The following is a 14611-nucleotide window of genomic DNA, read 5'->3' as shown; positions in this document are numbered from 1 at the left end:
ATGCGGCATGTGGGACCGGATCAAGCGACTGTTCACGATCAAGACGAAGTTCGAGGCATTCCTCGTCATCTACGCGCTCGCCACGGGGGCGGTCGCGCGGGGTGTCCACTACCTCGACCTATACCCGGGGTTCGGCGGATGGCTGTTGTTCGCGGTCTGCCCGTTGTCGGTGTTCATGGTCGGCGGCATCCTGATCGATACGGTCGAGCGGCGCCGGTACGAGTGACACGGCTTTTGCGCGCAACAGGATAAGTTGGTCGCATCCGCGCAAGCGGACCCTATGTCGGGCGTCCATGACCGGGTTGACCCATCTGCAGCGGCTGGAAGCCGAGAGTATCCATATCCTGCGGGAAGTCGTCGCCGAGGCGGAAGCGCCGGTGATGCTCTATTCCGTGGGCAAGGATTCGGCGGTGATGCTGCATCTCGCGCGCAAGGCTTTTCACCCCGCGACGCCGCCCTTCCCGTTGCTTCATGTCGATACGACGTGGAAATTCCGCGCGATGTACGCGCTGCGCGACAAGGCGGCGGCGGATGCGGGCATGCGGCTGATCGTCCATCGCAACCCTGAGGCGGAGGCGGCGGGCATCAACCCGTTCGATCACGGCAGCCGCCACACCGATGTATGGAAGACCGAAGGGTTGAAACAGGCGCTGCGCGCGGGCGGGTTCGACGTCGCCTTCGGGGGCGCGCGCCGGGATGAGGAAAAAAGCCGCGCGAAGGAGCGCATCTTCTCGTTCCGCTCCGCAAGCCAGGGCTGGGATCCCAAGGCGCAGCGGCCGGAAATATGGTCGCTGTACAATGCGCGTATCCACCGTGGCGAGAGCATCCGCGTCTTTCCGCTGTCCAACTGGACCGAACTCGACATCTGGCAATATATCCTGCGCGAAGGGATCGAGATCGTCCCGCTCTATTTCGCCGCGCCCCGCCCGACTGTGGAGCGCGACGGGATGATCCTGATGGTCGACGACGACCGGTTCCGCCTGCGTCCCGGCGAGGTGCCCGTCGAGCGCTCGATCCGCTTCCGCACGCTCGGCTGCTATCCGCTGACCGGCGCGGTCGAGAGCGAGGCGGATACCCTGCCCGCGATCATCCAGGAGATGCTGCTGACCACCACGTCGGAGCGGCAGGGCCGCGCGATCGATCACGACCAGGCCGCGAGTATGGAGAAGAAGAAGCGCGAGGGGTATTTCTGATGACCGCCTATACCCCCGATGCGCTGATCGCCGCGGACATCCACACCTATCTCGAGGTGCATGCGCACAGGTCGATGCTGCGTTTCATCACGTGCGGATCGGTCGACGACGGCAAATCGACGCTGATCGGCCGCCTGCTCTACGATTCGAAGACGATTTTCGAGGATCAGCTGAGCCAGCTGGAGGCGGACAGCCGGCGCGTCGGGACGCAGGGACAGAATATCGATTTCGCGCTGCTCGTCGATGGCCTTGCCGCCGAGCGCGAACAGGGCATTACGATCGACGTCGCCTATCGCTTCTTCGCGACGGAGCGGCGCAAGTTCGTCGTCGCGGACACGCCCGGCCACGAACAATATACCCGCAACATGATCACCGGCGCGAGCACCGCCGATCTCGCGGTCATCCTGATCGACGCGCGCAAGGGCGTGCTGACGCAGACGCGGCGCCATTCGTTTCTCGCGCACTTGATCGGCATCCGGCACATCGTGCTGGCGGTGAACAAGATGGATCTCGTCGGGCACGACCAGGCGACGTTCGAGGCCATCGTCGCCGATTATGCAGCGTTTGCGCGCGGGATCGGCATCGCCGACTTCACCGCCATCCCGCTGTCGGGTCTGACCGGCGCCAACGTCACCACGCGATCGGATGCGATGCCCTGGTACCGCGGCCCCGCTCTGTTGGCGCATCTGGAAAGCGTCGCGGTGGAGGCGGATCGGGCCGCGGCGGGGCCGTTCCGCTTCCCCGTGCAGTGGGTCAATCGCCCCGACCTCGATTTCCGTGGCTTTGCCGGCACGATCGTGCGCGGGCGGGTCGCGGTGGGCGACGCGGTGCGCATCGTGCCGTCGGGCCGTACGACGCGCATCGCCCGGATCGTTACCTTCGACGGCGACCGCGAGCGCGCCGTCGCGGGCGAGGCGGTGACGCTGGTGCTGGCAGACGAGGTCGATTGCTCGCGCGGCGACGTCATCGCAAGCGCGGCCGACGCACCGGGAGTCGCGGACCAGTTCGAGGCAACGATGGTCTGGATGGCGGATACGCCCCTGGTGCCCGGTCGCGGATACTGGCTGAAGATCGGAACGCGCACGGTCGGCGCGAGCGTACGCGCGCCCGAGTATGTCGTCGACGTCAACACGCAGGCGAAGCTCGCCGCCGCGACGCTGGCGCTCAACGACATCGGCGTGGTCGAGGTGCAGACCGATGCCGGCATCGCCTTCGCCCCCTATGCCGAAGACCCGGTGCTGGGCGCGTTCATCCTGATCGACCGCGAGACGAACGCGACCGTCGCGGCAGGGATGATCGCCCACGCGCTGCGCCGCGCGCAGAACGTGCATTGGCAGGCGATCGAGATCGGCCGCGACGCGCATGCGCGCCAGAAGGGCCAGTCGCCGCGCCTGTTGTGGTTCACGGGTCTTTCCGGGTCGGGCAAGTCGACGATCGCCAACCTCGTCGAGAAGAAATTGCATGCGCTTGGCCGGCACAGCTTCCTGCTCGACGGCGACAATATCCGCCACGGCCTGAACCGCGATCTGGGCTTCAGCGACGCCGACCGGGTGGAGAATATCCGCCGCGTCGGCGAGGTCGCGAAGCTGATGTGCGATGCCGGCCTGATCGTGCTCACGGCCTTCATCTCGCCGTTCCGGGCGGAGCGCGAGATGGTGCGTAGCCTGTTGCCCGCGGGCGAGTTCGTCGAGATTTTCGTAGACACGCCGATCGAGGATGCCGAGGCGCGCGACGTGAAGGGCCTCTACGCCAAGGCGCGCGCGGGGGAGATCGCGCATTTCACCGGCATCTCCAGCCCTTATGAAGCGCCAGAGCGGCCCGACATCCGGGTCGACACGCGCATCGAAAGCGCCGAAGCTGCCGCCGAACGGATCGTCGAGCATGTGCTGGGCGTGTGGAGCTTCGAACTGTGACCGACGTCGATCTCGCCGCCGCCATTGCCGAGGAAGCGGGCGAGTTGCTGCTCGCGGTTCGTGCGCGCGGCGGCATCAGCGGCAAGGCGCTCGGCGATGCGGGCGACGCCGAGGCGAATGCGCTGATCCTGCAGCGGCTGCGCACGGCGCGGCCGGACGATTTCATTCTGTCCGAAGAGGCGCTCGACGACCGGGCGCGGTGCGGTGCGCGGCGCGTGTGGATCGTCGATCCGCTGGACGGCACGCGCGACTATGCGGACGGGCTGGACGATTGGGCGGTGCATGTCGGGCTGGCGATCGATGGCCGCCCCGCGATCGGCGCGGTCGCGATCCCGACGCAGCGGCGGGTATACACCACGGCGCAAGCGAGCCGCGCCGCGACGCGGTGCGGGACGCCGCCGCGCATGGTGGTCAGCCGAACGCGCGCGTCCGAGCTGGTGCATCAGGTCGGCGCCGCGCTGGACGCGACGCGGCACGGCATGGGCTCTGCCGGCGTCAAGGCGATGGCGGTCGTGGACGGCACCGCCGACATCTATCTGCACGACGGCGGCCAATATGAGTGGGACAATTGCGCGCCGGCGGCGGTCGCGCTGGCGGCGGGGCTGCACGCGTCGCGGATCGACGGCAGTCCGCTCGTCTACAATTGCGCCGACCCCTTGCTGCCCGACCTGCTGATCTGCCGGCCCGAGCTCGCGCCGGCGGTGCTCGCGGCGATTGCCGCTAATCTCTGAAGGCCGATCCAGCGGCGCTCGGGTCAGGCGGTAGCGTCCGCGTAGCGCCGCGCGATGACGGCGCAGGCGATAAGCTGGATCTGATGGAACAGCATCACCGGTAGCAGGACCACACCGACCTCGGCCGGGGCGAACAAGACGCCGGCCATCGGCACGCCCGACGCAAGGCTCTTCTTCGACCCGCAGAACAGCAACACGATCGCATCCTCGCGCGAGAAGCGCAGCGCGCGGCCCGCTGCCCAGGTGAACGCCAGCACCACGGCGAGCAGCAGGAGGCACAGCCCGCCGATTAGCGCGAGATCGCGCGGCGATACCTTGTGCCACAGCCCCTCCACCACCGCGGCGCCGAATGCGGAATAGACAACGAGCAGGATCGAGCCGCGATCGACGATGCCGACCACGCCCTTCCACCGCGCAACCATCCCGCCGATCCAGGGGCGCAGCATATGGCCTGCGACGAAAGGTACGAGCAGCTGGAAGACGATCGCTTCCACCGCCGACGTCGACACGCCGCCACCCGCCCCGCCGATCCCGCCGATCAGCAGCGCGACCAGCGCGGGGGTGACGAGAATGCCGATGAGGTTGGAGAAGGAAGCGCTGCACACCGCCGCCGCGACATTGCCGCGCGCGATGGCCGTAAACGCGATCGACGATTGCACCGTCGAGGGAAGCAACGTCAGGAACAGCAATCCGGTGCCGACCAGCGGCGTGATGCCGGGCGCGTGGCGCAGCACAAGACCCAGCACCGGAAAGACCGCGAACGTGGTCAGAAATACCGCAAGGTGAAGCCGCCAGTTGCGCGCGCCCTGCCAGATCGCCTCGCGCGACAGCTTCGCGCCGTGGAGGAAGAACAGCAGTACGATGCCGACGTCCGCGGCGCTTGCCACCACGGCGGCCATCGCCCCCCGCGGTGGCAGCAGCGAGGCGAGCAGGACGGTTGCCAGCAGCAACAGGATGAACGGTTCGGCGAAGGAGACCAGGCGACGGAGCATCGCGCCGCTTTAACCGGTCGCGCCACGGAAGCGAGTGCGGCGCGCGATTCAGGGCGTGCGGCAGGCGCACTCGTGGCGCCCAGACAGCAAAAACCCCGCCCGGTCATGCGACCCGGCGGGGTGTTTTGGCGCGCCCGGAACGATTCGAACGTCCGACCCTCAGATTCGTAGTCTGATGCTCTATCCAGCTGAGCTACGGGCGCCAACCGGAGGCGCGCTGATAGCAGACGGTCGGAAACGCGCAAGTGCGTTGCGCACTTTTTCTTACCCCAATAGACACGCGTCCATGAACCGCGTCGTACCGCTCGCCCTTTTGATCCTGACGCTTGCCGGCTGCACGCGCGACACGCGCGTCTATCCCTCGCTTTCACTGCGGCCCGTCGAACAAATGGGCTTTGCCGAACCCAAGGCGCCCGTCGTCGTCGCCAAGCCCGACCCGGCGCTCGATGCGAAGATCGGCGATGTCCGAGCGAAGCTCGCCACGCTGAGCGGCGGATTTGCCGACGATGCACGCAAGGCCGATGCCGCCGCCGATCGCGCCCGTGGCGCCGCGGCGGGCAGCGACCCGTGGCTGGACGCACAGACCGCGCTCGCACAGCTCGACGACTGGCGTGCGCAGACGTCGTCGCTGCTGACCGACGTCGATATGATCGCCGCCGATCGCGGCGCGCAGCTGCTGCCGCCCTATCCCGCGCTGGCCAGTGTGCGCGACGCCGTGGCGAAGGCCGCGGACGAACAGGCCGCGACGATTGCACGCATCCAGGGACGCCTCGCCCGCGCCTAACCGCGCCACTTGAGCAGTGGCAGGATCGTCGAATAATCGTCGGTCCACGCCGGCATGCCGGGCCGAGCGGCGAGACCGCGCCAGCCTGGCGTTACCCCGGTGAGCGTCCGGATCGCTTCCGGATCGCGAGACAATGCGATCCACTGGCTGGGGGACGCCTCCGGCTCATATGTCGGTGGACGATAGGAGAATTCCGCCGCGTGCCAGCCGCCCGTGTGCGCCGCTGCCGCCACCACCGGTTCGAGATCGAGGAAGCGGTTGGAGACGTGGACGAGCAGCAGCCCGCGCGGGGCGAGCACCCGGGCATAGGTCGCGAACGCCTCCTGCGTCATCAGGTGCATGGGGATCGCGTCCGACGAAAAGGCGTCGAGCGCGAGCAGGTCGAGGCTGGCCGACGGCGCCGTCGACAGGCTGAGCCGTGCGTCGCCGAGCACGATCTGCGCCTGCGGTGCGCAGCGCGCCAGATAGGTGAAGCGCCCCGAATCGCGCGCGATCGTGATGACGGTCGGGTCGATCTCGTAAAAGCGCCAGCGTTGGCCGGGCGTGGCGTAACAGGCGAGCGTACCGGTGCCGAGCCCGACGATGCCGATCCGCGCCGCGGGTCCGTAAAGCAACGGCGTGACGCGCAGCGCCTGGCCGATCCCGGCGCCGGCTACGTAGTAGGTGGTCGCCATGCGTTCGCGCGCCGCGCTGCCCGTCAGCTGAATGCCGTGGACGGTCGTGCCGTGGTCGAGCTCGCGGCGCCCTTCCCCGTCGCGGATCGTGTAGACGCCGAAATAGCTGCGTGTGCGCGCGCCTTTTTCCAACGACAGTTCGACCGCCCGCCAGCCGCCGAACAGGATCAACGCGGATATCAGCACCAAGGCATAAGCGCGGCGCGTCCCGATTGCGGCGAGGCCGGCGGCGGTGACGATCAGGAAAGCGATACCCTGATGCCGCTCGCCGACACGGCCGCTCGGATCGAGCAGGGCGGTGGCGACGATAAGCAGGCAGACGGCGATCACCACCCCCCACATCGCGGGGCGGCGGGGCCCAGTCCAAAGGTCGCGCAGCCACCTGGTCAGCGCGATCTGCGGCACGAGCAGCCCGGCCGCGAGGATCAGCAGCGGATATTCGTACGTCCAGTCGAATATCACCGGCGCGACCAGCCCTGCGAACATCCCGCCAAGCGCGCCGCCGACCGCCATCGCCAGATAGAAGCCGGTCAGCCGGTCGGGAGCCGGGCGCAGCCGGTACATCTGCGTGTGCAGGGCGACCGACGCCATGAACAACAGCAGCAGAGCGATGCCGAGATTGGCAAACGGTTGCGCGTTGACCCCGCCGATGATGACCCCGCCGAACACCAGGATCGTCACCGGCGCGATCCGCGTCAGGAGGTTCGCGAGGTCCCGCGTCGCGGCAAAGGCGATCGTAAAGCTGAGCAGGTATAGCCCGAGCGGCAGCACCCACAGCAGCGGCATCGCGACGATATCCGTCGTGATATAGGTCGTCGTCGCCAGCATCAGACCGGACGGCACCAGCGCCAGTGCGATCCAGTGCGCGATGCGGCCGGACCGGGGCGGCGAGCTCGTCGGCCGGGCCGGTGCGCCACGCGCCTCGCGCGGCAAACGCGTCGCGCAGAGCAGGACGAGGCCGATCAGCAGGACATAGCCCACGCTCCACACCAGGCTTTGCCGCCGCAGCGACAGCAACGGCTCGGCCAGCAACGGGTAGGCGAGCAAGCCGGCGAAACTGCCGAGGTTCGACGCGGCGTAGAGCGCATAGGGATCGCCGCGGCCGGCAAGGCCGAACCAGCGCTGAAGCAACGGCGCCTGCGCGGCGACGGCGAAGAACAGCGGCCCGATCGACAGCGCCAGCAGCATCGGCACACCGATGACGGGATCGATACCGCCGGGCTGCCCGCCGGCACCAAGGCCGATCGGCAGCCACGCCGCGCCGATCGCGAGCACCGCAAGATGGACCGCCGCCTGCAGCCACGGCCTGACCCGCGCGAGCGCATGGGCATAAGCGTAACCGCCGAGCAGCAGCAGTTGGTAGACCAGCATCGCCGAATTCCACACCGCCGGCGCGCCCCCCAGCCGCGGCAGCGCCATGCGCGCGACCATCGGCTGGACGAGGAACAGCAGGAACGAGCCCGTCAGGATCGTCGCGACGAAGATGGCTTTGCGCAGGTAGTCGGCGAAGGGCGGGGTCACGATCGGGGACGAGCAATCCGGAAGACGATCTGCCGACGGAGCGGATCATCGTTCGCCAGCATGGACTGTTCAAAGTCGTCTGCCTCGGACCGGCGCATGCCCAATCGCTCCATCAGCCGCCGGCTGCGGTGATTGCCCGGCGCCGTCATCGCGGCGATCGACTGCGTTGCCGTTGCCCGCCATGCCCAGTCGATGCAAGCCGACGCCGCTTCATGGGCATAGCTGTTGCCCCAGGTGTCGGCCGCAAACCATCCGGCGAGTTCCAGCGCATCGGCCAGCGGCGTTTCCGCCGGGCCGACGTTCAATCCGCAGATGCCGATCAGCCGGTCGTCGCTGCGTCGCTCGACCGCCCAGAAGCAATGACCGAACAGGCGCTGGTTGGCGATCTGTCCGTCGACGAAATGCCGTGCGTCCCTCTCCGTCATCACCGGGCCGAGAAACCGCATCACGCGCACGTCGCGTCCGATTCCCAGAACCTCCGGTACGTCCTCCACGCGCCATGGCCGCAAGATCAGGCGATCGGTGCCGCTCCGCCCATCAGCCATGCAGCAGTCGCGCGGCGTGCGCGGCGTGGTAGGTGAGCACGCCCGAGCAGCCGGCGCGCTTGAACGCCATCAGCGTTTCGAGGATCAGCGCGTCGCGATCGCCCGCGCCCGCCGCGGCGGACGCCTCGATCATCGCATATTCGCCCGACACCTGATAGGCGAAGACCGGCACCTCGAACCGCTGCTTCACGCGCACGACGATGTCGAGATAGGGCAGGCCGGGCTTGACCATCACGCTGTCCGCGCCCTCGGCCAGGTCGAGCGCGACCTCGCGCAACGCTTCCTCGGCGTTGGCGTGATCCATCTGATAGGTCTTCTTGTCGCCCTTCAGCAGGCCGCGGCTGCCCACCGCATCGCGGAACGGGCCGTAGAAGCCGCTGGCGTATTTGGCCGCGTAGCTCATGATCTGGACGTTGTGCGCGCCCTCCCCCTCCAGCGCGCTGCGGATCATGCCGATGCGGCCGTCCATCATGTCCGACGGCGCGATGACGTCGGCGCCGGCGCGCGCCTGGTTGAGCGCCTGTCCGACGAGCAGGTCTGCGGTCGCGTCGTTGCGGACATAGCCGGCGGCGTCGACCAGCCCGTCGTGTCCGTGCGTCGTATAGGGATCGAGCGCGACGTCGGTCAGCACGCCGATGTCGGGCACCGCATCCTTGATCGCACGGGTCGCGCGGCACATCAGGTTATCGGGATTGAGCGCTTCGCGCCCGTCCTCCGTCTTCAGATGCGCGGGCGTATAGGGAAACAGCGCGACGCACGGGATGCCGAGGTCGCGCGCCTCTTTCGCGCGCGCGACGATGCCGTCCACCGACCAGCGCGACACCCCCGGCAGGCTGGCGATCGGCTGCGCCTCGCCATCGCCGTCGATGATGAACAATGGCCAGATCAGGTCGGCCGGCGTCAGGATCGTTTCGGCGTGGAGCCGCCGGCTCCAGGCGGTGGCGCGCGTGCGACGCAGGCGAAGGGCGGGATAGGCAGCGGTCATGACGTATCGGCCATGATGGATCGCGAGCCGCTTGCCAAGCGTTGCGCGCGCGTAACCGTTGGAATATCCCATGCCCGAATTCGCCGCCGCGGCACTGATCGTCAACGCCCGCTCGCGTCGGGGCCAGCGGATGTTCAAGCGGGCCTGCGCCGCTCTGTCGGGCCTGCCCTATCCCGTCGACGCGCATGCGGTGAAGAACCCGCGCGACCTGAAGGCGACGCTGGAGCGCGCACTGGCGAAGAATCCCGACCTCGTCATCCTGGGCGGGGGGGACGGGACGATCAGCGGCCTGGTCGACGACCTCGTCGGGCGCGGCATCGTGCTGGGAGTATTGCCGCTGGGCACGGCGAACAGCTTCTCGCGCACGCTGGGCATTCCGCTCGACGTCGAGGGCGCGGTGGAGGTGATCCGCAACGGCCGTCGCCGCCGCATCGACCTCGGCATGATCGACGGCGATTATTTCGCCAATTGCGCCGCGATGGGGATCAGCCCGCAGATCGCCGAGACCGTGCCGCACGGCCTCAAGAAGGTGCTGGGTCGGATCGGCTACCTCGGCTGGGCGGCGTATCAGTTCCTCCACTTCAAGCCGTTCACGCTGATCGTCGACGATGGCCAGGCCGCGCGGCGCATGCGCGTGACGGAGGTCCGCATCTCCAACGGCCCGTATCATGGCGGCACGTGGCTGGTCGACGATGCGGCGGTCGATTCGGGCGAGATCGTCGTCCAGGCGGTGGTCGGCCATTACAAGCGGCGGCTGGTGCGCAACTGGGCGGCGTCCGTCGTCGGATCCGACGTGCGCCATTACGATACCGTGACGTTCCGCGGCACGTCATTGCGGGTGACGACCGAGCCGCCGTTGCCCATATCGATCGACGGAGAGGTGCTCGCGCACACGCCGGTCACCGCGCGGATCGCGCCGGGGGTGATCGAGGTGATGGCCCCCATCTAAGACAGCGCCTGATCGCGCGTTCAGCCGACGGGCATCTGCCTGGCGGCGGGCTCGCCGTGCGCCAGCGCCTGCTCCTTGCCCTGGCGCGCCGGGATCAGCCGACCCTTGCGCCAGCGTACGGCGCGGTAATAGGCGATCGTCATCAGCATCGACGCCGCCGATCCCGCCGGAAAGCTCCACCAGATCGCGTCCGCCCCCCAGGAGGGCTGCATCGCCCAGGCAAGGCCCAGCCGGATCGGGAACAGGGCGACCGCCAGGATGACGAGCGGGCCGACGACCGCACCGTTCGCGCGCACCGTCGCCGACAGCACCATCGACACGCCGAACAGCAGGAAGCTCGCCGAGCCGATGATGTTGATGTGCGCGGCAAGATCGATCGAACGCGAATCGCTGCCGAGGAACAGGCCCAGCACCGCCCGGTCGAGCACGGCCACCACGACGATCAGTGCCGTCGTCATCGCCAGATTGAGCAGCACGCCGGAGCGCGTGATCTGCGACACCCGGTCCCACCGGTCCGCGCCGATATTCTGCGCGACCATCGCGCTGACTGCGGCGCCGACCGACATGGCGGGCATCTGGATATAGGTCCACAGCTGGCTCGCCGCGCCATAAGCCGCGGTCGTGTTGGTGCCATAGCCGTTGACCAGCCCGATCATCGCCAGCGCCGATCCGGTCGCGACGAGCATCTGCATGCCCATCGGCACGCCCTTGGTGACGATCGGCCGCAGCAATGCGGGGTCGGGAAGGAGATAGCGCAGCTCCGCCCCCCGCAACCGGACGACGAGGTCGCGGCGATAGACATAGGCGAGCAGCGCCGCGAACGAGACGGTATTGGCGATGAACGTCGCGACCGCCGATCCCGCGATCCCCAGCGCGGGCGCCGGCCCCAGCCCGCGGATGAACACGGGGTTGAGCGCGACGTCGAATGCAGAGCCCAATGCCATGAATTTCAGCGGCGTCACCGAATCGCCGGTGCCGCGCAGGGCCATCGCCAGCAGCACCGACAGGAACCCGGTCGGCATGGCAACGAAGATGACGCGCAGATAGGCGAGCGCGAGCGGATAGGCGTCCGCCGGCGTGCGCAGCGCGACCAGGATCGCGGGCGCGGCGAGCCAGCCGACCACGACGACCAGCAACGACAGGCCCGCGAACAGGCCGAGCGCAGTGCCGAACACGCGGCGCACGCCATCGATATCGCGACGCCCCATCGCCTGCCCGATCAGGATCGTCGCCGCCATGCCGAAGCCGAATACTGCGGAGACGAGCAGGAACATGACGAGGCCCGCATTGGTCGTCGCCGCCAGCGCGCGTTCGCCGAGCAGCTGGCCGATCCAGATCGCGTTGATCGACCCGTTGATCGACTGCAGCACGCTCGACCCCAAAGTGGGCAGCGCGAACAGCAGCAGCGTGCGGCCGATCGGCCCGGTGGTCAGGTCACGCTGCGGTTTCGCCATTCGGGCTTCCCCTTCAATCGGTTGCTTCTGCTTTTGTCGTGGGGCGGAACGGTCGCTTACCCCAACCGCGCCAGCGCCGCGGACAGCCGCTCCGCCTCCGCCGCCTTGTCCGCATGGTCGGCGCGCGCCTTTTCCACGGCTTCGGGCTTGGCGCGTTCGACGAAGCTCGGGTTGCCGAGCCGGCCGGCGAGCGCGTCGCGCTCCTTCGCCGCCGCCGCGATCGCCTTGGTCAGGCGCGCGCGTTCGGCGTCGAGGTCGATCACGCCTTCGAGGGGAAGCACGAAGGTCGCTTCGTCGACGACGACTTGCGCCGTGCCGCGCGGTGGGCTCGGGTCACCCTTTTCGATCCCCTTCGCTTCGACGTGCGACAACCGAGCCAGGCGCATCAGTGCCTCTCGCTGACGAACTATTCGAGCCGCGGTTTCGGCGTTCCACCCCCAAACGTCCATCGTCAACTTCTCGCCCGGCGGCACATTCAGCTCGGTCCGTGCGGCGCGGATTTCGCCGATCAGCCGGATGAGCCAATCGATCTCCGCATCCGCCGCGGGATCGAGGCTGCGCGCATCCGCCATCGGCCATTGCGCGACGATCAGGTCGTGCGCGCGCGGCGCCATGGCGTGCCACAGCTCCTCGGTGATGAACGGCATGAATGGGTGGAGCATGACCAGGATCTGGTCGAGCACCCAGCCGGCGACGGCCTTCGTCTCGTCATCGATCCCGCCCTTGATGAGTTCCAGATACCAGTCGCAGAACCGGCTCCAGACGAACTGATAGATGGCGTTGGCGGCGCCGTCGAAGCGATAGTCGGCGAGCGCGAGGTCGACCGCCTGCACGGTGCGGATCGTCTCGGCGATGATCCACTGGTTGACCGCAAGGCTCGCGCGCGGCGCCTCCGTCGCGGTCGAACCGCCGATGCCGTTCGCCTGGCAGAAGCGCGCGGCGTTCCACAGCTTCGTCGCGAAGTTGCGATATCCCTCGACCCGCCGCTCATCCATCTTGATGTCGCGGCCCTGGCTTTCCATCGCCGCCATGCAGAAGCGCAGCGCGTCGGCGCCGTAGGCATCGACGAGGCCGAGCGGGTCGACGGTATTGCCCTTCGACTTCGACATCTTCGCCCCATCCGCGGCGCGGACGAGGCCGTGCAGGTAGAGCGTCCGGAACGGCACCTCCTTCATGAAGTGCATGCCCTGCATCATCATGCGGGCGTCCCAGAAGAACAGGATGTCGAAGCCGGAAATGAGCACGTCGTTGGGATAGCGGCCGCCGAGCGTCGGGTCGGTATCGTCCGGCCAGCCGAGCGTCGCGAACGGCCAGAGCGCCGACGAGAACCATGTGTCGAGCACATCGGGGTCGCGGCGAAGAACAACGCTCTTCGCGTCGAACGAAATTTGGTCGCCAACCGTGACCGCAACGCCAGCACCGTAGTAAGCCTCAGCCGCCGCTACCGCTTCTTCCTCCGTGTCGGCCACAAAAGCCCGGAAGTTTACCGGTGTTTCCTTCAACGGTTCGGTCGCGCTTGCTTCACCGGGCGTTACAGTTCCAATCCCGTACTGATCCTTCTCTGGCCCGAACCATGCCGGGATCTGGTGCCCCCACCACAATTGGCGCGACACACACCACGGCTGGATGTTGTCCATCCAGTTGAAGAAGGTCTTCTCCCACGTCTTGGGGACGATCTTGATCGCCTCGCTGCGCACCGCCTCGATCGCGGGCTTCGCGAGCGTCTTGGCGTCGACATACCATTGGTCGGTCAGCCAGGGTTCGATGACCACGCCGGAACGGTCGCCGAACGGGGTCTGGATCGTGCGCGGTTCGGCGTCGTGTTCCGCGCCGTCCTTGTCGATGTGCGGGATGAGCACACCGTCGTCCTTCAGGCGGGCGACTACCGCCTTGCGCGCTTCCGCCGTCGACAGGCCGATGAGGTCGGCGGGGATCAGGCCGTCCGCGGTCTGGACGATCTGCGCCTTGGCATCGAGCATGTTGAGCATGTCGCGCGCTTCGATCCCGGCGCGGCGGCCGACCTCGAAGTCGTTGAAGTCGTGGCCCGGCGTGATCTTCACCGCACCCGACCCCAGTTCCGGATCGGCATGTTCGTCGGCGACGATCGGGATCAGGCGGCCGGTGATCGGCAGGCGCACCTGTTTGCCGACCAGCGCGGTGTAGCGCGCGTCGTCTGGGTGCACCGCGACCGCCATGTCGGCGAGCATCGTCTCGGGCCGCGTCGTCGCGACCTCGATGAAGCCCGATCCGTCGGCGAGCGGGTAGCGCAGGCGCCAGAAGCTCCCCTTGATCTCGCGCGTCTCGACTTCGAGGTCGCTGATCGCGGTGCCGAGACCCGGGTCCCAGTTGACGAGCCGCTTGTCGCGATAGAGCAGGCCCTGCCGGTGCAACTCGACGAAGACCTTGAGCACGGCCTTCGAAAAGCCATCGTCCATCGTGAAGCGTTCGTTGGCCCAGTCCATCGAACAGCCCAGGCGGCGCAGCTGGCGGGTGATCTGCCCGCCGCTTTCCGCCTTCCATTCCCACACCTTCGCGATGAAGTCCTCGCGGCTGTAGTCGGTGCGCTTCTGCTGCTGCAGCGCCATCTGGCGCTCGACGACCATCTGCGTCGCGATGCCGGCATGGTCGGTGCCGACCACCCACAACGCATCCTTGCCCTTCAGCCGGGCGTGGCGCGTCAGGATGTCCTGCAGCGTGTTGTCGAGCGCGTGGCCGATATGCAGGCTGCCCGTGACGTTGGGTGGCGGGTTGACGATCGTCCACGGCTCCGCCCCCGGCCGGTCAGGACGGAAAAGCCCGTTGCTTTCCCAATGGTCGTACCAGCGGGTTTCGATTGCGGCAGGGTCGAAGGTCTTGGGAAGCTCGCTCAT

The 14611-nt window shown here is 67.8% G+C and carries 12 protein-coding genes and 1 tRNA gene; 6 read left to right on the top strand and 7 right to left on the bottom strand.

Features of this window, described 5'->3' with window-relative positions; all coding sequences use genetic code 11:
• The first annotated feature begins 7 nt into the window (after positions 1 to 7).
• The 4 genes from DM480_RS13885 to DM480_RS13870 all read left to right on the top strand — a co-directional run bounded on the left by DM480_RS13885 (position 8) and on the right by DM480_RS13870 (position 3837).
• Entirely contained in the window at positions 8 to 226 is a 219-nt protein-coding gene (locus DM480_RS13885; protein WP_115379922.1) for a hypothetical protein, read from the top strand.
• 67 nt (positions 227 to 293) lie between these two features.
• Complete coding sequence (cysD, locus tag DM480_RS13880; protein ID WP_115379920.1) at positions 294 to 1193, top strand: sulfate adenylyltransferase subunit CysD; 900 nt, start codon at positions 294 to 296, stop codon at positions 1191 to 1193.
• Entirely contained in the window at positions 1193 to 3106 is a 1914-nt protein-coding gene (cysN, locus tag DM480_RS13875; RefSeq protein ID WP_115379918.1) for a sulfate adenylyltransferase subunit CysN, read from the top strand. The genes cysD and cysN overlap by 1 nt, the downstream gene beginning before the upstream one ends.
• Positions 3103 to 3837 carry a 3'(2'),5'-bisphosphate nucleotidase CysQ gene (locus DM480_RS13870; protein ID WP_232834014.1) on the top strand — a complete coding sequence of 245 codons (735 nt, stop codon included), beginning with the start codon at positions 3103 to 3105 and terminating at the stop codon, positions 3835 to 3837. The genes cysN and DM480_RS13870 overlap by 4 nt, the downstream gene beginning before the upstream one ends.
• A gap of 23 nt (positions 3838 to 3860) precedes the next feature.
• Here DM480_RS13870 and DM480_RS13865 read toward each other — a convergent pair whose 3' ends face one another.
• Positions 3861 to 4829, bottom strand: coding sequence for a bile acid:sodium symporter family protein (locus DM480_RS13865; protein ID WP_115379914.1), 969 nt, complete (start codon positions 4827 to 4829; stop codon positions 3861 to 3863).
• A gap of 126 nt (positions 4830 to 4955) precedes the next feature.
• A tRNA-Arg gene (locus tag DM480_RS13860) sits at positions 4956 to 5032 on the bottom strand.
• 83 nt (positions 5033 to 5115) lie between these two features.
• Between DM480_RS13860 and DM480_RS13855 the strand changes: the two genes are divergently transcribed.
• Positions 5116 to 5613 (top strand): hypothetical protein, encoded by a 498-nt coding sequence (locus DM480_RS13855; RefSeq protein WP_115379912.1) that lies wholly within the window; start codon positions 5116 to 5118, stop codon positions 5611 to 5613.
• Here the strand turns inward: DM480_RS13855 and DM480_RS13850 are convergent.
• The 3 genes from DM480_RS13850 to hemB are packed head-to-tail and all read right to left on the bottom strand — an operon-like array spanning position 5610 to position 9338.
• The gene (locus DM480_RS13850) at positions 5610 to 7808 is read right to left on the bottom strand and encodes a spermidine synthase (protein WP_232834013.1); all 2199 of its coding nucleotides are present in this window, start codon (positions 7806 to 7808) and stop codon (positions 5610 to 5612) included. The genes DM480_RS13855 and DM480_RS13850 overlap by 4 nt on opposite strands.
• Positions 7805 to 8353 carry a GNAT family N-acetyltransferase gene (locus DM480_RS13845; RefSeq protein ID WP_115379910.1) on the bottom strand — a complete coding sequence of 183 codons (549 nt, stop codon included), beginning with the start codon at positions 8351 to 8353 and terminating at the stop codon, positions 7805 to 7807. The genes DM480_RS13850 and DM480_RS13845 overlap by 4 nt, the downstream gene beginning before the upstream one ends.
• Positions 8346 to 9338: a porphobilinogen synthase gene (gene hemB, locus DM480_RS13840; protein ID WP_115381382.1), complete on the bottom strand. Its 993-nt coding sequence runs from the start codon at positions 9336 to 9338 to the stop codon at positions 8346 to 8348. Before hemB ends, DM480_RS13845 begins: the two co-directional genes overlap by 8 nt.
• A 70-nt stretch (positions 9339 to 9408) precedes the next feature.
• On the opposite strand from hemB, the gene DM480_RS13835 reads away from it, so the two are divergent.
• Positions 9409 to 10287, top strand: a complete 879-nt coding sequence (locus tag DM480_RS13835; RefSeq protein WP_115379908.1) for a diacylglycerol/lipid kinase family protein — start codon at positions 9409 to 9411, stop codon at positions 10285 to 10287.
• A 20-nt stretch (positions 10288 to 10307) separates the two neighbouring features.
• Here the strand turns inward: DM480_RS13835 and DM480_RS13830 are convergent, their stop codons facing one another.
• Positions 10308 to 11741: an MATE family efflux transporter gene (locus DM480_RS13830; protein ID WP_115379906.1), complete on the bottom strand. Its 1434-nt coding sequence runs from the start codon at positions 11739 to 11741 to the stop codon at positions 10308 to 10310.
• Between the two features lie 56 nt (positions 11742 to 11797).
• Positions 11798 to 14611: a valine--tRNA ligase gene (locus DM480_RS13825; RefSeq protein WP_115381380.1), complete on the bottom strand. Its 2814-nt coding sequence runs from the start codon at positions 14609 to 14611 to the stop codon at positions 11798 to 11800.

The sequence above is a fragment of the Sphingomonas sp. FARSPH genome, assembly GCF_003355005.1.
Taxonomy (GTDB): domain Bacteria; phylum Pseudomonadota; class Alphaproteobacteria; order Sphingomonadales; family Sphingomonadaceae; genus Sphingomonas.
This window is presented reverse-complemented; position numbering and strand designations above follow the sequence as displayed.